This window comes from Alteribacter lacisalsi (assembly GCF_003226345.1).
Lineage (GTDB): Bacteria > Bacillota > Bacilli > Bacillales > Salisediminibacteriaceae > Alteribacter > Alteribacter lacisalsi.
Genome location: NZ_PDOF01000001.1, coordinates 1,632,407 through 1,657,129 on the forward strand (window position 1 = coordinate 1,632,407; position 24,723 = coordinate 1,657,129).

Sequence of the window (24,723 nt, forward strand, 5' to 3'; positions counted from 1 at the left end):
CAGATCGTGGAGCGGCTCTACTCCATGCGTAAGGGGTTGACCGATCCGGCTTTTTATTTTGCCGGCCTTTTTTCCACCCATGGGCTCCGCACGCTCCGGTCTGACCGGAAAGTGCCCGGTCAGACTGACAGATCGTGGAGCGGCTCTACTCCATGCGTAAGGGGTTGACCGATCCGGCTTTTTATTTTGCCGGATCGGTCAACCCCTAAGATTTATGGCCGCCTGTGAGGGTGTTACGGTGTCTGGCTGTGCCTCCCTCCGCATAGGACACAGCCCTTAAAAGCGCATTCGGGCCGTGTTTCTGCCGGATATCATCCATCGCGTAACCGAGTGCCCGCTTTTTCGGACGGTCACTTTCCAGAAGACTGAGCTGAACGGAATCATCAGGATAGACGTTGGAAATGGATACGGACAGTTTGCGTACAGTTGAGCCGTCGTAAAACCGCTTCATCAGCTTCAGACAGGCTTCGTACACTTCCATTGTAATATTCGTCGGTTCCGGGATCGTGATCTGACGGGAAAAACCGCCGCCCTGTTCGTTTTTACTGTATCCCATACCAAGACTGACCGTCTGTCCTGCACGGCGTTCCCGGCGGGCTCTTGCCGCCACCTCCTCACACATCTCCAGCAGCACCCGCTTTATCTCCACTGGATCCTTATAATCCCGAAGAAGAATTTGTCCTTTTGCATAGCTGATCTGCCCGGCAAGAATCGGGGCGCCGAGTTCGGAAAGATCCACGCCCCACGCATGGTAATAAAGCTGATTTCCCATGACACCGAACGCTTTTTCCAGTTTGTCAGGAGCATAACCGGCAAGCTGGCCGACAGTGAAGATCCCCATTCGGTTCAGCCGTTTTTCCATCCGGCTTCCGATCCCCCACATTTTCTGCAGCGGGGTGACAGGCCACAGTTTTTTTTGCACATCGCCGTATGTCCACCTGGCCACCCCTCTTTTTTTCGCCTCCAGATCGAGACAAAGCTTTGACAGGAGCATGTTATCCCCGATGCCAATGGCGCACGTGAGTCCAAACCGCCGGTACAGGTCGGTCCGGATCGTCTCGGCGAGTTCCCACTCGTTTCCCCACAGCTTCTCCGTCCCGCCTACATCAAGAAAGCTTTCATCCACACTGTACGTGTGAATCGCTTCAAGAGGCACGTACCGGTGAAACAGGTCTGTCACCTGGACCGAAATATGTAAGTAGGTGGCCATCGACGCGTTCACGAGAATAATCCGGGGATCGTCCGGAATTTCAAACAGCCGGTTTCCTGTTTTAATGCCAAAATCCTTTTTTAAGGGAGGGGTGGCCGCGAGTACGACACTTCCGCTTCTTTCTGTATCCCCCACCACAGCCAGATGAACAGACAGAGGGTCTTTCCCGAGCGCAATGGCCGCACAGCTTGCGTAGAAGCTTTTCATATCCACACAGAAAATCTTCCGTTTCGGCATTGAATCGTAATCCACAGTCGTCATCCTCCCGCTTTGTTCGTTATATGTTAAGGTACGTTTAATTATAGGGGAATATACGTTCGTATTTCAACTGTAAAAATGAGGATAATATCTCTGATTATCCCCACAGGAATACAACAGTGCTATTTTTTTCTGAACTGGCTTCCGGCGGCCTTTTCCATAAGACCGGGAAAAAACTGATAAATCTTGGATCCAATATTCATCCAGCGGGGCAGGTTCAGTTCCCGCTTCGGCTTATCAATCAGATCTATTGTTCTTGATGCAACCATTTCTGCATCAAGCATATATTTTTCCACACTTTTTTCATAATCCCCCGAGGCATCTGCCCGGGCAAAAAAATTGGTTTTAACCGGTCCAGGATTAACCGTGCTCACACGGATGCCGGTACCTTCCAGTTCCATTCTCAGGCTGTTGGCAAAGGCCAGCACTGCATGCTTGGTTGCCGAATATCCACCGGATTTCGGGGTGGCCAGTTTTCCGGCCTGGGAAGCTACGTGGATGATATGCCCGCTCCCCCGTTCCCTCATACCGGGCAGGACGGCCTGGGTGCATGAAAAAAGACCGTACACATTGACTTCGAACATGTCTTTGATGTCCTGAAGCTTTGCATGTTCAAAATCATCAAAGATACCGAAGCCGGCGTTATTAATCAGGACGTCCACCGGCCCTGCTTTACTGAAAATGTTATTAAACGTACGAAAAACCGCTTCGTCATCACTCACGTCCAGTTCAAATACGAGCGGCTTAATCCCCGTTTCACGTTCAATCAGGGCAGCGCCCTCTGTTAACTTATCCAGGGATCTTGCCAGCATAACGGGCAGACCGCCTTTCCGGGCGGTCTCCCGGGCCATTTCGAATCCGAGACCACCGGAGGCACCGGTGATCGCGACAATTCGCTGATTCCAAGGTTTCATCGAGCTGTTCCTCTCTTTCCTGACTGACGATTATCTTTGTTTATTATAGCCAATACTGAAGAAGCCCGCCAACTATTTCATGCCCGCAAAGAAAGAAGGTTTCATCTTTGACGTTATTCTAGTAGAATAATAGAGGATTATAAGGGAACTATTCAGAGGAGCGAAATACATAACATGTCCAATTCAATGCCCGGGTGGAAGAAAAAACTCGACTGGTTCGTAGAGCACAAATATTTCACCTCTGTCATCATTACACTAATCATGATTAACGCAGTAGTTGTGGGCCTCGAAACGTATCCCCACCTTTATGAGGAATACCGCTCGACCTTTTTTGCCATCGATCGGATCCTCCTCGGCATTTTTGCCGTTGAGGTTGGACTTCGTATGCTGGCAGCAAGAACACTGAAGGATTTCTTTAAAAGCGGATGGAACTGGTTTGACTTTATCATCGTCTTAAGCGGTCTTCTTCTGGCAGGCGCATATTTCGTGACGGTACTCCGAATTCTCAGGGTTCTCCGTGTCTTCCGGGCCATTTCTGTCATTCCTTCGCTCAGAAGGCTTGTTGACGCCCTTCTGATGACCATTCCGGCTCTGGGAAATATCATGCTCCTGATGAGCATTATCTTTTATATTTTTGCGGTAACCGGAACGATGCTGTTCCAGGAAGTCTCACCGGAGTACTTTGGTTCGCTGCAGCTTTCCCTGCTTACCCTGTTCCAGGTAGTCACACTTGAGTCGTGGGCAAGCCAGGTTATGCGCCCGATTTTTGCAGAACTCCCCTGGTCGTGGGTCTACTTTGTCTCCTTCGTTCTTGTCGGTACATTCGTTGTCTTCAACCTCTTCATTGGTGTCATTGTAAACAATGTGGAAAAAGCCGAATCAGCTGAAGAAGAGGAGATCGACGAAACGAAAAATGAAGTGACCGAACTCCGCAGGGAGGTCGGTGAACTGAAAGATCTGCTCCGGGAGCACCTGGATCGAAACGGAAACAATAAAAGCGGCTGACCACAGGTCCCGGAAGGCGTCATGCCTGTCCGGGATTTTCTTCGACCCTCCATGTCAGATAATCTGACAAACAACGAACCTTTTTTGCGATACCTGCTATACTAGTAGAAAATCACCAAGGCGTGCAATCCGGGGAAGGGATCGATTCGATGAAGTCGTACAAAGATAAAAAAGTAATCAGCATCGGCGTGGTCAGTGAACTTACCGGCCTTTCCGAACGTCAGATCAGGTACTATGAGCAGCGGCAGCTGATCAGCCCGGAACGTTCCAAAGGCGGCACGCGGAAATATTCCTTTATGGATGTAGAACGGCTGGTGGAAATTGCAAACAAGATGGAAGACGGGATGCAGACTTTTGAAATACGAAAAGAGGAAAAGCAGAGAGCAAACCGGGAGCAGGTACGCAAAAAGATGCTCCGCGGCCAGTTGAATACCGCTTTCCCAAATCAGCGAAAATGACGCCGGCAGGCGTCATTTTTTGTTTTGATCCGGCGCAGTTTCCCATTTTCTCCGTGGTAATTCCCCTCATTGACGGTCATACTATCAGTCAGAAGTATGACACCAGGCCGCAACGGCTGAATGAAATGAGGCGGTTTTTATGAAGCAAAAGACAGTTTGGCATCACACCACCCTTCTCCTCACCATCCTTTGCGTGGCAGTGACAGCAATTACAGCCTCTCCTGGATACGCAGAAGAAAATGGGCAGGAAGCAAAGGTGGCTGTGATCATCGACGACTTTGGCGGGAACACGGGGGGTGTATATCGTTTTCTCAGATCAGAAATTCCAATTACCGTAGCCGTCATGCCGTTTCTGGACGAATCCACTGAACAGGCGGAAATGGCTCACGAACTGGGATTTGAAGTGATTGTACACCTGCCGCTGGAACCGAAAAGAGGAAAAGCATCCTGGCTCGGCCCCTTGCCTATCACCTCCGCCCTGAGTAATGAGGAAGTCAAAAACAGGGTGAGAAAAGCTATTGAGGATGTCCCTTATGCAAAAGGACTTAACAACCATATGGGGTCAAACATCGTGGGAAACAAGCGGATTATGAAAGCAATTCTAGAGGTTGCCAGGGAATATGATCTTTATGTGATCGACAGCGGAACAAGCCCCGATTCGGTGATCCCGGAATTGGCGGAAGAAATGAACCTGCGCTGGGCCGCAAGAGACACTTTTCTCGATGACAGCCGTTCGTCGAGAAACCACGTGTATAAACAGATGCTGCGCTTATGCAGTCAGGCTGAAAAGCATGGCGGTGCAATTGGAATCGGACATGTGGGCATAAAAGGGACAGATACGTTTAACGGAATTTCAGATTCCCTGGCTCATCTGAAGAACCGGAATGTCCGCATCGTCCCTGTTTCCGAACTGATTCCCACCAGTGTTGAAAAAGATCCATCGCAATTCTGGCAGCGTATAGTGGGAGGCGAAGCCGATGAATAACAGTGAAACCATTTCGTTCACGGCGAAAGACGGCACTTCTGTGACACTTCGGCCTGCTGGACCGGATGATGCCTTTGATATCATCACAAACGTGGAAGAAATCATTCAGCAGGGCCGCTATATTCAGAAAGAACATGTGAGGACGGTCGAAGAAGAGCAGTCATTCATCCGTGAAATGAGAGCAGAAAACAACATGTACACTGTGGTGGAAATTGACAAACGGGTCTACGGCATCGCCAGGCTCCTCCGGGGTGAACTGAAGATGAAGCGCCACACCGCTCTCTTCCGCACCTGGCTTGCTACACCCGCTCAGGGAAAAGGGCTGGGAAAAAAGCTGATGGAATATACGCTGGAATGGGGGAAAAAGAACGGGCTGTATAAAATCTGTCTCACCGTTTTCGCTAAAAATGAAGTGGCTGTAAACCTCTACGAACAATATGGGTTCGTCAAAGAAGGCGTGCAGAAAGACCAGGTTTTTATCGAGGGCGAATATGATGATGAAATTTTCATGGCTTATTTTATCGATGAAAATCGAAGTTAATTTGAACTGTGAAAATGTCCGCAGGTAAGTGAACACTCGGTTTAGGAATGCGGGCGGGGACAAAAAAAAGGTTCCGGCAGTAACAGGAACCTTTTTTTTTGCACGTTATAAATAGCATTTTTAAGACTATTTAAACACTTCGTGAATACCCACTTCCATAATTGCAGGCAGCTCATGGAAGGAATAAGTCATCTCCAGCCGCTCCGTCCAGCTGTGGGCACCTCTTCCAAATGGTCCAAAGTTCATTACCGGTACACTAAGCTTCTCCATAGCCTGGAGGGGCAGATCGTATGTCACTTCCCAAAGAGGCATGTTTTTGAGCATCGTATCAAGTGACCGCTTCGTATCAGGCAGCTGGAGGTAGCTGAGATCCGAAAGCCCGGGAAAATACGGGTAATCAAGCACTTCCCGATTCTGTACAGCATCCGCCTCTTCCATGACCTTTTCCACCACTTTATTCACAAGCGGATGGCCGGCAGACTCGACTGCTGGATAAAAAGGCGGCGTGTAAAAAAGGACAATCATCGGTGCCAGATCCTTACAGAATCCCGCAATGTGATGAACCGTATGAATCGTAATTTCCCTGTCGTCCAGTTGGCTTTCGTTCGCCTGAATAAACGAAACCTGCCTTTTTACTTCTTCGAGGCCGTGGTGCTTAACTGCATGATGCCACAATTCTTCATAGGTCAGGATGCGGATCTTCTTTTTCTCCGGCTCATATCCGTGAACCTGGGCGAAAGCTTTTTCCCGCTCGGAATAGGCTTTTGCTATCTGTTCCGCTGTTTCACTGGCCAGTACAAGCAACTCGTCTGTTACATCCTTCATCTGTTTTTTCATGAACAGAAGGTTAAAGAGAACCACCGCTGTATGAGGAATCTGGGTTGAGTAATCCGTCTTTAAATCCTTTTGAATCAGGCTTGTAGGCGGCGGTGTTTTCTGCACACCTTCCTTCTCCGTAAAATCAGGATTCAGTTCCAGTGCATTGTTGAGATAGGAGGCCATGAAATTTCCATTGAGCCCTGAAAACGGTTCTGCGACATGTGCTTCTTCGCCGTAGCAGTAAAAGCCCGGCAGCACTTTTCCAAGGGAACCTCTGTACACATACAGATGTTCGTCTCCGGGATACCCTGAAAAAACCGGTTCTGTATTCCAGGCCATTTTATAATCTAAATCATGGGTATCCGCAAGTTCCAGAAGTTTTCCCGCTGCTTCACGCATACCGGTGGAATTTACTTCTTCGTCCGGCACGGCAAGCATAAGAATGTTTCCGTCAAACGCTCCTTCTCCTGCCTTCTCAATCATGCGCATGCAAAGAGCAATCCCCGCTTTCATATCCATCACCCCTCTTCCGAACAGCCAGTTGCCGTTCTCGAGATCGTGCCGGACGTCTTCTGGGAGATGATCTTTGCCCGCAGTCATCTGCTCGGTAAACTCCCGCGGACGAAAGGCCAGGTGCTTCCATTCTCCATAGTCCTCTACATCCACAACATCAAGGTGCCCCATGATGATTAGCGTTTTTTTCGTTTTTTTCCTGCTTTTCACGAGAGCAGAAACGTATTTCCGTCCATCAGCAGTGTAATGGGTCTTCAAGTGTCCCTTATTCTGCTTAAAATATGAAAGACGCCTCAGCTGATAGTCAACGAATTCCATAATTCCAATTTCCTCTTCGCTTCCTGTAACACTGGCGTACTCACAAAGTGATATTGTAAGTTCTTTAAGCTGATCTCCTGTCTGCCATTTCCCCATTCAAACCCCTCCGTCTGTCAAAAAGTCATTATGCCTGCCTTGAAAAATGATTAAACAGAAGCTCCGCACGTAACCAGCTGAAGATTTTCCCTCGCCATGGTGTGATTGTTTTTCATGGAGCTCTATTCTAAAGGCTCTTTTCGAAAAGATTGTAGTTTTATTACTGCAGGCGGACGCTTTCCGCTCCTTTATGTGAAAAGCAACAACTTATCCGAATACAGCCATTCTAAAAACCAATCATCAATCATCTGCACATTCTAACGATTCGACTTTCAGTTGTTTGTCTCCTTTTTTTCGCCGAATTTTGACACTGGAAAATGAAGAAGTTTCCCTTTCGGCTTATCGATATATGCCTTATGAACTCTGTATCCCTCTTTACGGCGCTTTTCATACGTCTGTTTCGTGACAGGCCGGCGCCTTCCCCATTGAAGAGAATTGAGGTTATCCCACGAATCATGGGTTATAATCTCCTCTTTATAATAATATTCATTACCAGAAGGATAAATTTGACAAAGATAACGGACCGTCTGTTTTGTGTGCATTTTTCCATGCCTCCCTGAAAATAGTGCTCATTTACCAGTATGGATTGAAACGCTTTCTTCTAAACGGACACACAAACCGCAGGGCCCTGCCGGCATAAGGTAAATATGTAAGCGTTTACAAACGGCGTTGACTTTTTGATCAGCTTTCTCTACCATTGTACTTGGAGAAAAAATGCGTTTGATTCAACCCTTATTTTGGGTATCTAATTAATGGAATAAATGAAAGGCAGTGTCAGTTGACGGTGCATGGACTCCGGCCTTTGCCTGCCCGGCAACGTTTTTACGTGCGTAAAAAACCGGCTTGCTGCTGCATCGGCATACGTGAACTGCCAAGTTTGCCAAATAAAAAAAGAAAGTGTGCTGTAAACATGCAAAACCTACAAGAGTGTCATATACTTCAACAACCTATTCATTCATTTGTCATCCCTGCTGAAGAAGTTGCTCACGTTCAACCGGATAACTCTCTCGAACACGCTTTGCTGGTCCTTGTAAAATCCGGCTATACGGCAATACCTGTACTTGATACTTCCTATAAATTACGCGGCCTTATCAGTAAGGCACAGATTCTCGATTCCATTATAGGTCTGGAGCAGATTGAGCCGGAGCGGCTTAAAGACACAAGAGTCGGCGAGGTTATGAGCACGTCTTTTGCATGTGTAAATGAGGAATCTCCTTTCGAAAAAGCCCTGTCCCAGTCCATCAATAACCCTTTTCTGTGTGTTGAAGACCAGACCGGTTCCTTTCTCGGAATTATTACCCGCAGTAAATTACTCGCTTATCTGAATGGCTATCTGCATGACCAGAAGAAACGGAGCTGACCCCATTCTCTTTTCATCCCCGGAGACAGACACGTGTCTGTCCCGGGATTTTTTGCGTTTAGAACAGGGAGCATGTCATTCGTCACCTTCCTTAAAGTGTGGTACGATACCTTTTAGACACACGAAAGAACATTCAGGAGGTAGTATCCTTGAGCGCAAAAACCGCTTTATTTTCCCCATTAGAGATTAAAAATGTAACTATGAAAAATCGCATCGTTATGTCCCCCATGTGCATGTATTCCTGCGGACAGGAAGACGGGATGGTTAACGATTGGCATATGACTCATTATACGAGCCGGGCTGTCGGTCAGGCCGGTCTGATTGTAACAGAAGCTGTCCCTGTAACGAGACAGGGGCAGATCTCTCCTCAGGACCTGGGGATCTGGAGCGATGATCATATCCCGGGTTTGAAAAAGCTTAATTCCTCCATAAAGAAACACGGTGCAAAAACAGCGGTTCAGCTCGGTCATGCCGGGCGGAAAGCTGTATATGACGGCGAGACGATTGCCCCCTCTGCCATCGGATTCGATGAAAAAGCAAAAGTCCCTAAGGAAATGACCAGCGGTCAGATTAACAGCACGATTGATGCTTTCAGGGAAGGGGCACGGCGCGCAGCAGAGGCAGGTTATGATGTGGTTGAACTGCACGGGGCCCATGGGTACTTGATCAGCCAGTTTCTCTCTCCACTGTCAAACAGGCGGGAGGATCACTATGGCGGATCGCTTGAAAATCGATTTCGCTTCTTAAAAGAAGTGACTGAAGAGGTGAAAAAGGAATGGGACGGCCCCCTCTTTGTCCGCCTTTCCACTGATGAGTATCACCCTGAAGGAAACGGGATGGAGGATTTCGTCACGATAGCAGGCTGGCTTAAAGAGCTCGGTGTTGACCTGATCGACTGCAGTACAGGAGGCATCATCAGGACACCGATCCAGGTTTATCCCGGCTATCAGGTGAAGCATTCCGAAACGATCCGGCAGCAGGCTGGTATTAAAACCGGCGCTGTAGGACTCATCACGACAGGTGTACAGGCGGAGGAAATTCTCCAGAACGGACGAGCTGACCTTATCTTTCTGGGAAGAGAGTTTCTGAGAGATCCATACTGGCCCAGAACGGCTGCCAGAGAACTCGGGGAAGAAATTGAACCGCCGCGCCAATACGGCAGGTCCTGGTAAACCAAGAAACAAGCCCGGAGCTTTGAGCTCCCGGGCTTGTTTTAAGTCATGATGTATGTGTACTCCCTGCCAGTTTTATAACTGGATTTTTCCCAGCTGGCGCTTTCGATCCATGAACATGCCAAACAGCATCATCTTTACAAATGGTGCGGGAATCCAGGAACTGAATCTCACTTCATCCTTCATCTCGGTCCGTCCTGATCCCAATTGTCTAAAATGATGAGTATGGAGCCATAGGCGAAACGGAAACGGCACCTTCTCACCGGCATCCTGAAACAGGACACCGGGTTTGACTTTAACTATCCTGGCCTGCCAGCCGAGTGTAATGATAAGAAAATCCAATTTTAAATGGACGACCGCCCCCTCTTCCACCTGACTGTCACCGGTAACCTTCACTTTTGGAAAACCTGTGACAGCAGCCAGATTGTCATTTTGTGAAAAGAACGCCCACACCTCCTCAACCGGCTGGTCAATCTCTGTTTTATAAACAAAGTGCCCTCTGAACAATGGGAAACCGCCTCCTTCTGCTTCTCCGTTATTATGTACCCTGTTTTCTCGATTGTTACCATCTCTGTCTTACCTCAAAACGGAGCGCAATAAAAGGTATCCAGACGTTTACGTGTAAACATTTACGAGAAGCCCCTTAATGACACCCGTCCGTCTCATGACTGACAGGCCCTTTTGATCTGTCAGGACTTCCTCTGTCAGTGCAGCAAGCTCCTTGTCTGTCTTACGGACGAGTTGATGGACCTTTTCCGCCCCGGAGCGGTGCCCGCTTCTCGACTCTTCACGTTTGAGGGTAAAAGCGACAGCCGTTTTCAAAAAATCTGCCACAAGATTTTTATAATCCTGAAGATCTCGAGCTGTTCCGGAACGGGCCAGCCGCCCGGCCTGATCTTCCATTTTCAGCAGCATAGCATCAAAGCGATCTCTGGAATGTTTTTCCTGATCCTTCTGTAGCATATCCTGAAAAGCTGTGCCTGATCTGCGGGCTTTTATGTGAATTGTCCTTGGTTCTGTATGCGGTTTACCCGCCGCTTTTATCATGTCCAATACACAGTCTACTCCTTTTTCCTGAACAGATCATCCCGGAGAAAATCCTTTTCAAGGCTTGTCCCTCTGCGTTTCTGATCTCTTAAGTTGTCGCTTTTATCTTTAGAAAGCTGTGTTCCTTTAAGGAGTACGCTCTCCCCGAATTTATCCCGGATGGAGTGAACAGCTGAGGCAAGGTCATACTCTTTTTGATCCTTTTCATACGAGAACAGATCAAGCTGTTTGTGTGCCTGACCTTTTTCAACGAGGTCCATTGCCGTGATGCCCAGAAGTCTGATCGGTTCCTGATTCCAGTATTCTTCGAAAAGGCGCCAGGATGCTTCCAGAAGATCCGCATGCGTACTCACCGGATTCTGAAGCTTTCTGCTGCGGGTAATCGTTTTCCAGTCATGGTAACGGATCGTCAGTTGGACATTACCGGCGTATACTTCCTTTTTTCTCATTCTTCTTGCTACAGAGTCTGCCAGATTCATTAATATTTTCCTTATTTTTGCACGATCTGTTATATCTGACGGCATCGTTGTGGAATTTCCGATACTTTTAAATTCACTTACAGCGTCAGGATCCACCGGTCTCGAATCAATGCCGCAGGCCCGTTCATTAAGCTTTAGACCCGCGATACCCAGGTGGTTCTTCAGCGAATCGCGGTCCGCAAGAGCCAGGTCGCCAATCGTATGAATCCCGAGCTTTTTCAGTTTGTCACTCGTTTTTTCACCGACACCGTGCATCTCAATCGTTTTAAGCGGCCAGAGAACGTCTTGTACCTGACGCTTCCTCAGCACCGTAATCCCCATCGGTTTTTTCATATCACTGGCCATTTTCGCCAGGAATTTATTTGGCGCCACTCCGATGCTGGATGGCAGACTCAGCTCATTAGCAAGCCGCTTTTGTATATATTCTGCTGTTTTGACAGCCTGATCCGGGCGTATCGAATCCGATATATCCATATAACCTTCATCGATACTCACCGGCTCCACCAGCGGTGTAATTTCATAGAGAAGCTGAAACATGGAGGATGAGGCTTTCCGGTATTTATCAAAATCCGGTTTACGGACAATGAGGTCCGGGCAGTGACGTTTCGCCTCCCACAGCGGCATGGGTGGTTTTACTCCCTTTGCCCTCGCCTCATAGCTTGCTGTGACGACAATCCCCCTCCGTTCCTCAACATTTCCTGCAATAGCAAGTGGTTTTCCTTTGAGAGAAGGATCCCATGCTGCCTCCACAGAGGCGTAAAAGCTGTTCATATCAACATGAAAAATAATTCTGCCCCGGGCAGGTGTGCTTTTCCGTTTCACCGAACTCCCTCCTGATTCCATGATGAATCGGCCGACACAAAAAAGCAACTTTTCACTTCCGTTTTTACTTAAATCACAAAAAAGACAGAGACCTGGGACAAGAATGTGTTGAAGGATGAAAATCCGAAAAATCTGTATGCAGCGCAACTAACCGCTCCTGAAAGATACGCTGCTTTCCGCGGGAAGCGGCTGAACCTCCGCGCGCTTCGCCCTGCGGGGTCTCACCTGCGCTTTTCCTCCCGCAGGAGTCAGCGTATCTTTCTTTCTCTTTACAGCGTTTTGTTCGGATTTTAACCTTAACACTTTACTTATGTCCCAGGCTCCAGTGTATATCAGGAATGAAAAGCAGTAAAAGGCTTTCAAAAATATTCAGATATGTTATGATAGATGAAATACAATTGAAAGGTGGTCAAAAAAATGACGTTTATTGTCTCTGATAAGACGACCATCTATGATTCGGTTCTTTATTTAGTTGTTGAGACACTGGCCCACTACGCGGAAAACGAATGGCCTTCACCTTCTATAGAGCAACTCTCAGATAAAACAGGTTATTCCGAGGAATTAATCCTTGAATCTCTTGAATTCGGAGAAACGGGAGAGCCCCCAGGACTGCTGCAATAACTGTCCGGGAGGCTCTTTTTTTATATTTTTTCAGCTCTGTGCAATGCGGCTTCTGCATCGTCTATACCTGTTTTACTTTCGTATTCTGATGTCGTCCGTTCCACCCACTCCACAAATTCCTCACCATGAAAATGACGGTTTGCTTCTCTGTGAAACGCCACCAGTTCCTCGATAAATTCAGGTTTCTCCTTTTGATATTCCTGTATAAACTCAAACAGTTCAAATGAAGCCGACTGTGTCTGTTTACGCTTTTGATGACCCTGATCTGTAAGCTTCACATAGGAAACCCTAAGATCGCTTTCATCTTTCTCAACCAGTACAAGACCTTTATTAACCAGGCGTTTGATAACCTGCATCACGGTAGATCGATCCCAGAGCCCTACTTTTGCAATTGTGGAGATGGATGCCCGTTCTTCAAGATAAACGATCCACATGATGTGCTGTTCTGCCAGGGTCAGACCCAGCTCTTTTGCGCCGGCCTGCCATTCTTCTTCCAGTGTTTTTGCCATTCCCCGAATATAATTCATCAGCAGATGGTTTTTATAATTCACGGTCATCAAGGTCACTTCCCTCTCGATTCAATAGTTTACTTGCGACTCTTTCACATAGTACCATAATTCGCCAAATAAAGCCTTGGTTCCGCACATTTAACACATTATTTTACAGTTTTCAATCCGTTCCCCATAAAAAAACTCCCGGCGTCCTTTATGCCGGGAGTGTCAGATCAAGCTTCGGCTGCTTCCTTAATAAGGGCAACCACCAGTTCTGCTGATTTATTTAATTCTTCAATCGGCATCCGTTCATTCGTGGTATGAATCTCTTCATAGCCGATACCGAGGTTAATTGTCGGAACCCCATGGCCCGCAATGATATTAGCATCACTGCCGCCCCCGCTTTGAAGAAGCTTCGGTTCACGGCCGACAGCTTTCACAGCACGCTTGGCTGTTTCCACGATCTCATCCCCGTCTTCATGCTTAAAGCCGGCATACATAACATCGATGTCCAGCTCCACACGACCGCCCATTTCAGCAGCCGTTTCTTCAAATGCCGCTTTCATCTTCTCAACCTGAGCTTCCATTTTCTCACCTACAAGAGAGCGGGCTTCGGCAAGGATGTCCACTCGGTCGCAGACAATATTCGTCTGGCTTCCGCCTTCGAAACGGCCGATATTCGCTGTCGTTTCTTCATCAATTCTGCCGAGGGGCATGCGTGCTATCGCCTTAGATGCAAGCGTGATGGCCGACACACCTTTTTCCGGTGCAACTCCTGCGTGAGCCGTTTTGCCGTAAACAGTGGCATTGACTTTGGCCTGGGTCGGGGCAGCGATAATAATGTTGCCGACTTCACCGTCGCTGTCGAGGGCAAAACCGTAGCTTGCTTTAATATCAGCCGGGTCAAGGGCTTTCGCACCGACAAGCCCGGATTCCTCCCCAACGGTAATAATGAACTGGACAGTACCATGGGGAACCTCGTTTTCCTGGATTGTGCGGATCGCTTCAAGCATGGCTGCAAGGCCTGCTTTATCATCGGCACCAAGAATCGTGGTGCCGTCAGTTTTTATGTATCCGTCTTCTTCGATTGGTTTAATTCCCTTCCCGGGAACAACCGTATCCATGTGAGAGGTAAAATAGATGGTCTCTCCCCCGGTATTGCCTTCAAGGGTACAGATCAGATTGCCGGCACCGTGTCCGGTTACTGCTGTGGTGTCATCTTCTTTTACATGCAGGCCCAGTGCTTCAAATTTTTCCTTAAGCACCTTTGCAACAGCTGATTCATACTTAGTTTCAGAATCAATTTGTACAAGTTCCTTAAATTCCTCGAGAAGTCGTTCGTGATTAATCATGTTCTGGCCTCCAATTTACATTTTCCCATACAGTATATCAAACGTAAGCACCAATGTCCTAAAGGGGAATGTTCCCGTGCTTTTTCGGTGGCCTTTCTTCTGTTTTACGCTCAAGCATATCGAGACTCTGGATCAGTTTGATCCGCGTTTCCCTCGGATCGATCACATCATCGACCATACCGTTTGCTGCAGCCACGTACGGATTGGCAAACTTCTCCCGGTACTCCTCAATTTTAGCCTGACGGGTTTCCTCGGGATTTTCACTTTCCCTGATTTCTTTGGCAAAAATAATGTTGGCCGCACCGTGGGGTCCCATAACAGCGATTTCAGCATTCGGCCACGCGAAGACCAGGTCAGCCCCGATCGCCTTACTGTTTAATGCCACATAGGCCCCGCCGTACGCTTTTCTCGTAATTACAGTGATTTTCGGCACTGTCGCTTCAGAGTAGGCGTACAGAATTTTGGCTCCGTGCCTGATAATGCCTCCGTGCTCCTGCTTTACACCAGGGAAAAATCCGGTCACGTCCTCAAAAGTAATCAGCGGGATGTTAAAACAGTCACACAATCTGATAAATCGTGATATTTTGTCAGATGAATTAATATCGAGTCCTCCAGCCATGACTTTCGGCTGGTTTGCTACCAGACCGACTGAGCGTCCGTTCACTCTGGCGAAGCCGATCACTGCGTTTTTCGCAAATGACGCCTGCACTTCCATAAAGGAGCCTTCATCAACGACCATTTCAAGAACTTTTCTCACATCGTAGGGTCTGGAAGAATCGAAGGGCACGATATCGGGAATGTCCGGAAGAAAGTCTTCCCTTTCCTGATGCTCCTGTTTCGGAGGGCGTTCTTCATTATGCTGAGGAAGATAGCTCAGGAGGGCTCTCACCTGCTCAAGCGCCTGCTGCTCACTTTCACACGTAAAGTGGGCATTACCACTGATCGCACCATGCACAGAAGCTCCGCCCAGTTCCTCAGAGCTGATTTTCTCACCGGTTACCGTTTCAATAACTTTTGGTCCGGTAATAAACATCTGGCTCGTTTTTTCAACCATAAAAACGAAATCGGTAATTGCCGGAGAATACACCGCTCCGCCTGCACAAGGTCCCATAATAACTGAAATCTGCGGAATAACACCGGAATAGATGGAGTTTCTGTAAAATACATGTCCATATCCGTCGAGGGAAAGGACGCCTTCCTGAATCCGGGCACCGCCGGAATCGTTGAGACCGACAAAAGGAGCCTTGTTCTTTACAGCCAGATCCATGGCTGCTGCGATTTTCTTTGCGTGCATCTCTCCCAGCGCTCCACCGTACACCGTAAAGTCCTGGGCAAATAAAAAGATGAGACGCCCATTCACTTTTCCGTAACCGGTGACAACTCCCTCCCCCGGCGCAGATCCAGGCTGCATGCCAAAGTCACTGTTACGGTGCTCAATATAAGGATTCAATTCAGTGAAAGTCCCCTCATCCAGTAGAAGGTCAATCCGCTCTCTTGCGGTTAATTTCCCTTTTTCATGTTGCTTGTCAATCCGGGCATCACCCCCGCCGAGTTCAATCGCCCGCCGTTTATCGTACAGTTCGTTAATTTTATCAAACATATCCATTATGCTTCCACACCTTCTTCCAATCCTTCGGGCTCGCACAGTTCCACCAGCACCCCTTTTGCTGCTTTGGGATGAAGGAAGGCAATCGGATATCCTCCGGCACCTTTAACTGGTGTTTCATTTAAAATCGGCAGCCCTTCTTTTTTCAGCTGTGCCAGCCGGGCCTCCAGGCTGTCTGTTGAAAAAGCAATATGATGAATTCCTTCTCCCCGTTTTTCAATAAATTTAGCAACGGGACTTTCCTCATTCAGCGGCTCGAGCAGCTCAAGTTTAGTATTACCCAGAGGTATGAACGCCACCTTTACTCCCTGCTCAGGCACTTCGACGGTTGCATCCGCTTTAAGGTGGAGATGATCAGCATAAAAAGTCATCGCCTCATCAATCGAACGGACGGCAATCCCGATGTGATCAACACCTGCAGGCGGTTCAAGCACATCGTCACCTGCCTCACCTCTGTTTTCACGAACAGCCTGTTCCACAAAAGCTGCTACTGCTTTAACTGAAGTACCCGGTGTGAAGATTTTTCTGATTCCGTTTTCCTCCAGCCTCACAGCATCCGGTCTCGGGATCACGCCTCCCCCGAAAACGATCATATCTTCCGCTTGTTCTTCTTTTAACAGACGAAGTACCTCCGGAAACAGGACGTTATGTGCACCGGAAAGACACGAAAGCCCGATTGCATCGACATCTTCCTGCAATGCTGCCCTGACAATCTGCTTCGGTGTCTGCCTTAGCCCGGTGTATATGACTTCCATCCCTGCATCCCTGAGACCCTGTGCGATAACAAGGGCGCCCCTGTCATGCCCATCCAGACCGGGTTTGGCTATAAGAACTCTGATTTTTCGTTTCATGTATGTTCGCCTCCTACTGGTTCTATCCCTGGTATTCTCCAAAAACTTCTCTAAGCACACCGCTGATTTCACCTACGGTGGCGTAGCACCGCACAGCTTCCTTAATAAACGGCATTAGATTTGAGTGTCCTTCTGCATGATACTTGAGTTCTGCCAGTGCCTTTTCAACTTTTGCACTGTCCCGTTCAGAGCGGAGACGGCCCAGACTTGCCAGCTGTCCCTCTACAAACGTGTCATCCACTTCCAGAAGTTCCGGCTCCGGTTCTTCATCAAGCTTGTAACGGTTAACGCCCACTACCACTTCATCTTCGTTCTCAATCCGTTTCTGTGTATCATAAGCCGCACGCTGAATTTCACGTTTCATATACTGCTGATCCACAGCAGCCACAGCTCCGCCTCTTTTATCGATCTCATCCATATAATTCTGCGCTTCTTTTTCCATCTCGTCCGTCAGAGACTCAACGTAATAAGATCCGCCAAGGGGATCCACCGTATCGGCAACACCTGTTTCATTTGCAATGATCTGCTGGGTGCGAAGGGCTATTCTTGCCGAATCCTCTGTCGGCAGGGCAAGTGCTTCATCCTTTGCGTTGGTGTGGAGACTCTGCGTACCGCCAAGAACGGCGGCAAGGGCCTGAAGGGCCACCCTCACGATGTTATTGTCCGGCTGCTGGGCTGTCAGCGTTGAGCCGGCAACCTGTGTATGAAACCGGAGCTGCAAGCTTCTCTCGTCTTTCGCCCCGTATTCCTCTTTCATAATTCGCGCCCACATCCGGCGGGCCGCACGGAATTTGGCTACTTCCTCAAAGAAGTGGTTGTGGCCGTTGAAGAAAAATGCGAGTCTTGGGGCAAATGCGTCAATGTCCAATCCCGCTTTCAGAGCCGCATCCACGTATGCCCTGGCATTGGCAAGAGTGAAAGCGAGTTCCTGTACGGCGTTGGCCCCTGCTTCCCTGATATGATAACCACTGATACTGATTGTGTTAAATTTCGGCGCATAGTCTGTACAATAGGAGAAGATATCAGTTATAAGCCGCATGGACGACTCAGGCGGGTAAATATATGTGCCTCTGGCAATGTATTCTTTTAAAATGTCATTTTGGATTGTGCCCTGTATTTTTTCCATGGAAACACCCTGCTTCTCAGCAACCACCATATACATGGCAAGCAGGATGGAGGCAGGGGCATTAATGGTCATGGATGTACTTACCTGGTCAAGCCCGATGCCTTCAAAAAGCTGTTCCATGTCTTCAAGGGAATCGATAGCCACACCGACTTTTCCTACTTCACCGAGGGCCATAGGGTCATCGGAGTCATATCCAATCTGAGTGGGAAGATCAAATGCCACACTAAGGCCCGTCTGACCCTGCTCAAGCAGATAACGGAAACGCCGGTTCGTTTCCTTTGCAGAACCAAATCCGGCATACTGACGCATCGTCCAGTGCCGTCCGCGATACATTGTGTTCCGAATTCCCCGTGTGTATGGATACTCGCCTGGAAGGCCCAGCTGTACTTTATATTGATCATCCGTGTCTCCCGGGACATACACCCGTTCTACCGGAATTTGTGAAGAAGTATGAAACGTCTCTTTACGTTCTGGTCTCTTTTCAAGCTGACGGCTGGTTTTTTCCTGCCACTCTTTAAAAAAAGAACTCTCTTTCGTTTTCATTACTAATCACCCTCCTTTTCTGTCTTCGCGCTGATGCCGTACCTAACAAAGAAAGCGCTAACATACAATACTTCTATTTCGACATGAATAATTCCTTCTCGACTTTCATTTTCCTTATTTTACTTTATCCCGGACAGCGTTCCTGATCATTCAGCATCCAGGTGATTCAGCAGTTCGGAAACGCATTTTTAGCTGTCCCCCTTGTCTAAACCAGTAATTTTTATTAAAATAGAGTTATATGATCAGTTGTGAGGAGGTATTTTCATGCCACGCAAAGCTAGAAAAGCCATTGTTTATATGATGATCGCCATAATGTTCCTTGGAACTGCCATGTACGGAGTTGCCATGTGGTAAACGAATAAAACAAAAAGCTCAGGATCATCTGATCCTGAGCTTTTTCTATCTCTGGTCCCGGCATCTTTCGCACAGCCGGGACCGTTTCGTTCATGCAGTTGATGACTTTGTGTGCTTTCTGTCCAGATAGAGGAGAATTAACAAAGCAATAATAAAAGCTGGTATGGCGTAAACTTGGCCTACAAGTAACTTCCAGCCCACGGTGTTGTATCCTTCAGAGGCCGGGATAAGCAGGACAGCAATGCAGGCAGCCGCGTAAACAATGAGCGAAAGCATGATTTTTTTCATAAGCACTCTCCCAGGTAACAGAAATTAGAATTCAATATATATATTACCAGACCACAGGTTTCCGTCATGTGCCTATAGACCGCATTTCAGCCTGCTTACACTTTTCTAATCAAGTATGGCACCTTTTTCAGCAGCTATCTCCTGAAAATCTCTTCGATCCTTTGTCACACAGATTCTGGTGCCGACCGGAAGCTCTTTAAACAGCATTTCAACATCCTCATTCTTCATTCTGATGCAGCCAGCCGTTGCCCGCTTCCCAATTGAATCAGGATTATTCGTCCCGTGAATACCATATACCCTCCCATCGGTTTCCCTTGCGTCAAATCCGAGCCACCTCGTGCCAAGGGGGTTATCCTCGTCTCCTCCCGGGATGTCCTTTTTACGGTAATAAGGATTGGATGCTTTAACAGTAAGGGTAAATTCCCCTACCGGTGTCAGCTCTTCCTCTGCACCGGCAGCAATAGGGAAAACCTGACGCACCTCCCCATCTTCGATAAATGCCAGTTCAAGCCGGTCAAGATCGGCGATCACATATGGGTCTCCCGGCAACGGGTTGGTACCGAGCGGCCAAACGGGCGAAACAACGAGTATAATTGCCATCAGCAGATGAACCACAAAAACCGCCTCCGTTTTTTTCTTACTATTTAACAGAAGCGGTTTCTCTATTCAGCGAAACATCGTATATTCTCTTTTGGGCTTAAACTGACGCTTGATAACAAGATACTGTTCGAGTTCTCTTATCAAATGTAAGAGGGTGGAGCGTGTTTCAAATTCCTCACGTGTTGCAGGTAGCGGCATTTCCTTAAACGAAGCCTGAAGTTCCTCCAGTTCATCGATAAATAAATGAGCAGTATTTTCAGGATGGACAGCCTGACTGAGATTTTCCAGAAATTCGGCAGTCATCTCCCCCTGCCTTACCCGTGTATCTACCGAAGCGAGAAGAGGCATGATACGCTCAAGAATGTCGAGCTGCTTTTCTCTCATTTTAAAGTAATGATAAAACAGATCCTCATAGCGGAGAACATGATTTTCAAGATTTTGCAGGGCCGTATTCTTTCCTGTGTCAACAATATCTGCTGCCTCTGTTATTTCCTTTCCTGTCCAGTCCGAGTCTCCTTCACGGACGTAAACGGCAAATTCATGAAGGATTTTTCTGAATTTGTTTTCAAGTTCCTGCTGCTGTTTGGCCAGTTCCGTCTCCACGCTGGGCATGTACACATTCATTAATAGGGCGCAGCCGATTCCGATGACGATCAGAGCCAGCTCATTAAATATAATCGGCACACTTACAGCCTGCAGGGTGTAGATATGTAAAATGATAACCGTGCTTGTAACAATCCCGGCCTGTGCGTTCACAACCAGGGTAGTTGGAATAAACATGAGGAGCAGCAGCCCGAGCGCAACGGGGTTATACCCTGCAATTTCGAACAATACAGCGGCAAAGGCCAGTCCAATCAAACAGGCGAGCAGTCTCTCCCAGGACATCTGAAACGACTGTTTCTTCGTTTTCTGTATGCACAGAACGGCAATAATTCCGGCTGAGGCATAAAAATCAAGACCGATCCACTGGGCAATCGCAATGGCCAGGGCGGCCCCCAGGGCAGTTTTCAGCGTACGGTAACCAATTTTAAACAAATGGGCTCCTCCTTCCCGGACCTTCTGTTTCTCTCATGGTACGGACAACCATAAGGTTCTATACCCGCCATCAGCAAAAAACAGCGCGAAACTTTTGTTAAACACTTCACAAGACAGAATAAAAAAAACCTCCGCACTATGACGGAGATTTTGTGTAGGCGTAATATGGCGCGCCTACCAGGATTCGAACCTGGAACGCGAGAACCGGAATCTCGTGTGATATCCCTTTCACCATAGGCGCAAGATAAGAGCGGGTAAGCATCTCCCGCTCGCACTATTGCAGTATAGCAATATTTCGTACCGGATGCAATAGTTTTTTTCTCAATTAAACATCGTCTTCAAACATACTTTCAAACTTCGCATTCATTTGTTCATCCGTATAGCCCATCTGACGAAGGCGGCCTGCAAAATTCTGTGCCCACAGCTTCAGTCGCTGAGACATTTTTTTATACTTTTTCGCCCTCTTGGAGCCTTTTTCTTCTTTAGCACGCCCTTGTGCATTGGACATGACGTTCTCTGATATAAACAGTCCGCGCCAGACGTCCTCTTCCTCAAACTTGTCAGCCTCGTCGTTAAAATGATCGATTACTTTTTTATAATACTGATCGAACTGATCAAACGGAATTTCTTCTTCCATATTTAAGTACGTATGTATTTCCTTGTACAATTCCTGCACACCGGACACTCCTTATTTACAGGATCATAACACGACCCTGATTTCCTTTTATCAGTTATTTCTACGAAAAAAATTATAGCATATAAAAAAGGAGGCTTCCACCTCCTTTTAAACAGGTGCTTATTTGAAATACGTGTCAAAGGCTTTTTCAAGATTTGCAACGACTTCAATCGGCTCGTGGCCTTCAATATCGTGCCGCTCAAGCATCGTCTGTATCTTCCCGTCTTTTAATAGAGCGAATGACGGAGAGGACGGCTCGTATCCTTCAAAATATTCCCTTGCTTTTGCTGTTGCTTCCCGGTCCTGGCCGGCAAAAACAGTAACGTAGTTATCTGCTTTAACTTCATAGTTCTTCATATAATGGGCAGATGGACGGGCAATGCCGCCTGCACAGCCGCATACCGAGTTGATCAGCACGATAGTGGTTCCTTCTTTACTGAACACATCCTCCACCTGTTCCGGTGTCGTCAGTTCTGTATATCCTGCTTCAGTCATATCTTTTCGCGCTGTCTGCACTACGTCGTTCATAAAAAGTTGAAAATCCATAATAGGTAACACTCCTTTATGATAGCCTTCACTCGTATTTTACACCGTTTAAAGGGAATTACCAAGTATTTGTGTCTGATTCTTAAGTTAAATCCCCTTAAATGTACGATACAACCTATAAAAAGTTTTTTTGTAGAGATTGTTGTTTTATGACGCTTTCTACAGACATCCCTTCAGCCGATGCGGAAAATTTCTTCCTCTGCCGGCCTACCCTTCGAAGCAACTCGCAGCTTATTCGTGAAGCAGGCGCTCGTCGCTGGCGTTATCGCCTTCCGCTTCACTTCATTTTAATTACTTATAAAGCAACATTCTATCCGAAAAAAGCGCATAAAATAGGTGTGCCCTCTTACAGGCACACCTGATGCATTTAGTTATTCAGTGCTGTTTCAAGGACTTCAAGGTTACGACGCATCAGAGAGAAATAGTCTTCGTCGTTCTCAATATCTTCCTCCGTCAGTGCTTCAAGGTTGTGAAGCCACAAATCCTCAGCACCAACCTCACTTCTTACGGTTTCAGCAATGTTGGTTGGAATGTTCTGTTCGAACATAACGTAGTTAATGTTATTTTCTTCAGCATAGGCAATCGTCTCCTCGATCTGCTGAATGGAAGGTTCATTCGTCGGTGAAATTCCTGAGATTCCTATTTGATGAATACCATAGCGATCGTCCCAGTACCCATATCCGGCGTGGGAAACAATGATCGTGTCTTTGTCCTTATCGTCGGCCATTGCCTGAAACTCCTCGTCAAGCTCTTCAAGGTCAGCTTTCAGTGTTTCAAAGTTATCAGTAAAGTACTCCTCAGCCTCAGGACGAAGGTCAATCAGGGCATTTTTTACGTTCTCTGCAAGTTCCGCAGCACGGATTGGATCAAGCCATACGTGAGGATCTTCGTCACCGTGATCGTGGTCATGGTGATGATCGTGGCCGTGGTCGTCATCTTCATGACCGTGGTCGTCGTCCTCGTGGCCGTGATCGTCGTCCTCATGACCGTGGTCATCGTCGTCTTCATGACCGTGCTCATCGTCCTCGTGGCCGTGATCGTCATCTTCATGACCGTGGTCGTCGTCCTCATGACTGTGGTCATCGTCGTCTTCATGACCGTGGTCGTCGTCCTCATGGCCATGGTCGTCATCCTCATGGCCGTGGTCGTCATCCTCGTGGCCATGATCGTCATCCTCGTGGCCGTGGTCGTCATCCTCGTGACCGTGGTCATGGTCGTCGTCCTCATGGCCGTGGTCGTGACTGTGATCGTGGTCATATCCAATCAGATCAATTCCGTGTGACGCTTCAACAATTTCCACATTTTCGCCTTCTAGGATGTCGCTGATCATATCTGTGAACCCTTCAAAACCGGCACCGTTATAGATAAACAAATCACCGTCTGCCACGCTGATCATCTGCTGAGCAGTCGGTTCAAACGTATGTGCATCTGCTCCAACCGGAACAATATTCTCTACTTCCACATGGTCTCCGCCTATTTTAGATGCGAAGTCCTCAAGTGGATAAAGAGTCGTATAAACAGATAACGGCTCCTCTTCAACCGCTTCATCAGTACCGGAATCATCCTGATCCTGCTCGGCAGTCTCCTCATTTGCTCCGCATGCAGTAAGAAATGCTGATGTGATCAGCATGGCGGAAAATGCCGTCATTTTAAATCTTTTCATTTTTATGTACCCCTTCCGTAACCATTACGTTTTATAACCACATTGAATTATATCGGAGTAGTTACGATTTGTAAACAGGAATTATGACGATTTAATATTCTTTTTTCTATTTGGCGTTTTCCCCAGAAGACTGTTGCTTTTCCCGCAGGAGTCACCGCCTTTCGCTCCGTAATAATATAGTCAATTGCAACAATCTATCCGAACACAGCCTTTTATAAAAGGCTCTGTTAAAGTCTATTGTTGATTTACGCTTACTGCCCTCCCTTTCCGCGGGCACCACTGCAGCCTCCTCGGGAAAACCGCCCTGGGGGTCTTCCGTCGGTGCTTTTCCCGCAGGAGTGTCGAGCGTTCGCTCCAATCAACTTTCTCTAAAAAACAACATCAAGCTTTAACAGAGCCTTATAAAAAGAACCGGCCCGCCTGATTAAGGCGGCACCGGTCAAGACTGACATTATGATTCATTTTTTATAACAGACTGCAGGTATTCGTTCATCTCTTTCTGCAGTGCGATCAATTCCGAAAGCAGCATTTTTAACGAATCGTCATTACGTTCTTTCACCGCCTGTAAAAATCTCTCCTGTACGTCCTGATGCTTCTGATTCCACTCCTCATCAAGGTTATGAAAATCAGCATCCTTCAATTTGCCTTCTTTCTTCATTTCCCTGTATTTTTTAATCAGGGTTTCACGCTCCTGAACAATCAGTGTCCACTCTTCTTTGAGTGCAGGTTCGTGGCGTTCGATCAACAGTTCATAATAGTAATTAAAATGCGGGCGAAGCTTGTCATATTTCAGGTACATTCCCTCATAGGAATGACGGGTCTCTTCTTTTCCTTCCGGGGCATCTTCTGCATAAGAAGTGCTTAGAGGAGAAACAAGGGCGATCAGTAAAATAAGAACCAGCAGCAGAACTTTTCCAGTTTTCATTTCGTGCACCTTCCTTTTACAGCGGGTTTTTTTTCTGTTCATAATCATT

At 47.5% G+C, this 24,723-nt stretch carries 27 protein-coding genes and 1 tRNA gene; 8 read left to right on the forward strand and 20 right to left on the reverse strand.

Annotated elements, in window-relative coordinates; all coding sequences use genetic code 11:
- Nucleotides 1-205 precede the first annotated feature (205 nt).
- Nucleotides 206-1,471 (reverse strand): Y-family DNA polymerase, encoded by a 1,266-nt coding sequence (locus CR205_RS08075; protein ID WP_110518494.1) that lies wholly within the window; start codon nt 1,469-1,471, stop codon nt 206-208.
- A gap of 119 nt (nt 1,472-1,590) precedes the next feature.
- On the reverse strand, nt 1,591-2,382 hold the full coding sequence (locus CR205_RS08080) for an SDR family NAD(P)-dependent oxidoreductase (RefSeq protein WP_110518496.1): 792 nt from the start codon (nt 2,380-2,382) through the stop codon (nt 1,591-1,593).
- Nucleotides 2,383-2,556: 174 nt separating this feature from the next.
- Here CR205_RS08080 and CR205_RS08085 point away from each other — a divergent pair, with 174 nt between their 5' ends.
- The 4 genes from CR205_RS08085 (at nt 2,557) to CR205_RS08100 (ending at nt 5,371) form a co-directional block, all read left to right on the forward strand.
- Entirely contained in the window at nt 2,557-3,387 is an 831-nt protein-coding gene (locus CR205_RS08085) for an ion transporter (RefSeq protein WP_110518497.1), read from the forward strand.
- A 149-nt stretch (nt 3,388-3,536) separates the two neighbouring features.
- Nucleotides 3,537-3,845 carry a MerR family transcriptional regulator gene (locus tag CR205_RS08090; RefSeq protein WP_110518500.1) on the forward strand — a complete coding sequence of 103 codons (309 nt, stop codon included), beginning with the start codon at nt 3,537-3,539 and terminating at the stop codon, nt 3,843-3,845.
- Between the two features lie 139 nt (nt 3,846-3,984).
- A complete protein-coding gene (locus tag CR205_RS08095; RefSeq protein WP_110518502.1) occupies nt 3,985-4,830 on the forward strand; it encodes a divergent polysaccharide deacetylase family protein in 846 nt (281 codons plus the stop codon).
- Nucleotides 4,823-5,371, forward strand: coding sequence for a GNAT family N-acetyltransferase (locus CR205_RS08100; RefSeq protein ID WP_110518504.1), 549 nt, complete (start codon nt 4,823-4,825; stop codon nt 5,369-5,371). Before CR205_RS08095 ends, CR205_RS08100 begins: the two co-directional genes overlap by 8 nt.
- Before the next feature lie 126 nt (nt 5,372-5,497).
- Here CR205_RS08100 and CR205_RS08105 read toward each other — a convergent pair whose 3' ends face one another.
- Together CR205_RS08105 and CR205_RS08110 are read right to left on the reverse strand one after the other, a co-directional pair.
- Entirely contained in the window at nt 5,498-7,117 is a 1,620-nt protein-coding gene (locus tag CR205_RS08105; protein WP_110518506.1) for a M20/M25/M40 family metallo-hydrolase, read from the reverse strand.
- 272 nt (nt 7,118-7,389) lie between these two features.
- A complete protein-coding gene (locus CR205_RS08110) occupies nt 7,390-7,659 on the reverse strand; it encodes a hypothetical protein (RefSeq protein WP_110518508.1) in 270 nt (89 codons plus the stop codon).
- Between the two features lie 368 nt (nt 7,660-8,027).
- On the opposite strand from CR205_RS08110, the gene cbpB reads away from it, so the two are divergent.
- Both cbpB and namA read left to right on the forward strand, forming a co-directional pair.
- Complete coding sequence (cbpB, locus tag CR205_RS08115; protein ID WP_110518510.1) at nt 8,028-8,477, forward strand: cyclic-di-AMP-binding protein CbpB; 450 nt, start codon at nt 8,028-8,030, stop codon at nt 8,475-8,477.
- A gap of 149 nt (nt 8,478-8,626) precedes the next feature.
- Nucleotides 8,627-9,649 carry an NADPH dehydrogenase NamA gene (gene namA, locus CR205_RS08120; protein WP_110518512.1) on the forward strand — a complete coding sequence of 341 codons (1,023 nt, stop codon included), beginning with the start codon at nt 8,627-8,629 and terminating at the stop codon, nt 9,647-9,649.
- Between the two features lie 75 nt (nt 9,650-9,724).
- On the opposite strand, the gene CR205_RS08125 is transcribed toward namA, so the two are convergent.
- From CR205_RS08125 to CR205_RS08135, 3 genes are all read right to left on the reverse strand, one after another.
- Entirely contained in the window at nt 9,725-10,156 is a 432-nt protein-coding gene (locus tag CR205_RS08125) for an SRPBCC family protein (RefSeq protein ID WP_110518514.1), read from the reverse strand.
- Between the two features lie 108 nt (nt 10,157-10,264).
- Complete coding sequence (locus tag CR205_RS08130) at nt 10,265-10,696, reverse strand: YaaR family protein (RefSeq protein ID WP_236634768.1); 432 nt, start codon at nt 10,694-10,696, stop codon at nt 10,265-10,267.
- A 14-nt stretch (nt 10,697-10,710) separates the two neighbouring features.
- On the reverse strand, nt 10,711-12,018 hold the full coding sequence (locus tag CR205_RS08135; RefSeq protein WP_110519754.1) for a DNA polymerase IV: 1,308 nt from the start codon (nt 12,016-12,018) through the stop codon (nt 10,711-10,713).
- Nucleotides 12,019-12,414: 396 nt separating this feature from the next.
- On the opposite strand from CR205_RS08135, the gene CR205_RS08140 reads away from it, so the two are divergent.
- Nucleotides 12,415-12,618 carry a hypothetical protein gene (locus CR205_RS08140; RefSeq protein ID WP_110518518.1) on the forward strand — a complete coding sequence of 68 codons (204 nt, stop codon included), beginning with the start codon at nt 12,415-12,417 and terminating at the stop codon, nt 12,616-12,618.
- Nucleotides 12,619-12,638: 20 nt separating this feature from the next.
- Here the strand turns inward: CR205_RS08140 and CR205_RS08145 are convergent, their stop codons facing one another.
- From CR205_RS08145 to CR205_RS08165, 5 genes are all read right to left on the reverse strand, one after another.
- Nucleotides 12,639-13,175, reverse strand: a complete 537-nt coding sequence (locus CR205_RS08145; protein ID WP_110518520.1) for a MarR family transcriptional regulator — start codon at nt 13,173-13,175, stop codon at nt 12,639-12,641.
- A 167-nt stretch (nt 13,176-13,342) separates the two neighbouring features.
- Entirely contained in the window at nt 13,343-14,461 is a 1,119-nt protein-coding gene (locus CR205_RS08150; protein ID WP_110518522.1) for a M20/M25/M40 family metallo-hydrolase, read from the reverse strand.
- Nucleotides 14,462-14,519: 58 nt separating this feature from the next.
- On the reverse strand, nt 14,520-16,067 hold the full coding sequence (locus CR205_RS08155) for an acyl-CoA carboxylase subunit beta (protein WP_110518524.1): 1,548 nt from the start codon (nt 16,065-16,067) through the stop codon (nt 14,520-14,522).
- Complete coding sequence (gene mce / locus CR205_RS08160) at nt 16,067-16,918, reverse strand: methylmalonyl-CoA epimerase (protein ID WP_110518526.1); 852 nt, start codon at nt 16,916-16,918, stop codon at nt 16,067-16,069. Before mce ends, CR205_RS08155 begins: the two co-directional genes overlap by 1 nt.
- A gap of 22 nt (nt 16,919-16,940) precedes the next feature.
- Nucleotides 16,941-18,587 (reverse strand): acyl-CoA mutase large subunit family protein, encoded by a 1,647-nt coding sequence (locus CR205_RS08165; RefSeq protein ID WP_110518528.1) that lies wholly within the window; start codon nt 18,585-18,587, stop codon nt 16,941-16,943.
- Between the two features lie 264 nt (nt 18,588-18,851).
- Between CR205_RS08165 and prli42 the strand changes: the two genes are divergently transcribed.
- A complete protein-coding gene (gene prli42 / locus CR205_RS20250; RefSeq protein ID WP_161524720.1) occupies nt 18,852-18,941 on the forward strand; it encodes a stressosome-associated protein Prli42 in 90 nt (29 codons plus the stop codon).
- 90 nt (nt 18,942-19,031) lie between these two features.
- On the opposite strand, the gene CR205_RS08170 is transcribed toward prli42, so the two are convergent.
- From CR205_RS08170 to CR205_RS08205, 8 genes are all read right to left on the reverse strand, one after another.
- Nucleotides 19,032-19,229 (reverse strand): DUF4017 family protein, encoded by a 198-nt coding sequence (locus CR205_RS08170; protein ID WP_110518530.1) that lies wholly within the window; start codon nt 19,227-19,229, stop codon nt 19,032-19,034.
- 105 nt (nt 19,230-19,334) lie between these two features.
- Entirely contained in the window at nt 19,335-19,844 is a 510-nt protein-coding gene (locus CR205_RS08175) for a L,D-transpeptidase (protein WP_110518532.1), read from the reverse strand.
- A gap of 51 nt (nt 19,845-19,895) precedes the next feature.
- Nucleotides 19,896-20,864: an aromatic acid exporter family protein gene (locus CR205_RS08180; protein ID WP_110518535.1), complete on the reverse strand. Its 969-nt coding sequence runs from the start codon at nt 20,862-20,864 to the stop codon at nt 19,896-19,898.
- Nucleotides 20,865-21,030: 166 nt separating this feature from the next.
- Nucleotides 21,031-21,105 (reverse strand) — tRNA-Arg (locus CR205_RS08185).
- A gap of 84 nt (nt 21,106-21,189) precedes the next feature.
- Nucleotides 21,190-21,540, reverse strand: coding sequence for a hypothetical protein (locus CR205_RS08190; protein ID WP_110518537.1), 351 nt, complete (start codon nt 21,538-21,540; stop codon nt 21,190-21,192).
- Between the two features lie 120 nt (nt 21,541-21,660).
- Nucleotides 21,661-22,086, reverse strand: a complete 426-nt coding sequence (locus CR205_RS08195; protein ID WP_110518539.1) for a BrxA/BrxB family bacilliredoxin — start codon at nt 22,084-22,086, stop codon at nt 21,661-21,663.
- Between the two features lie 367 nt (nt 22,087-22,453).
- A complete protein-coding gene (locus tag CR205_RS08200) occupies nt 22,454-23,749 on the reverse strand; it encodes a metal ABC transporter solute-binding protein, Zn/Mn family (protein WP_110518541.1) in 1,296 nt (431 codons plus the stop codon).
- Between the two features lie 451 nt (nt 23,750-24,200).
- A complete protein-coding gene (locus CR205_RS08205; RefSeq protein WP_142669876.1) occupies nt 24,201-24,674 on the reverse strand; it encodes a hypothetical protein in 474 nt (157 codons plus the stop codon).
- Nucleotides 24,675-24,723 lie beyond the last annotated feature (49 nt).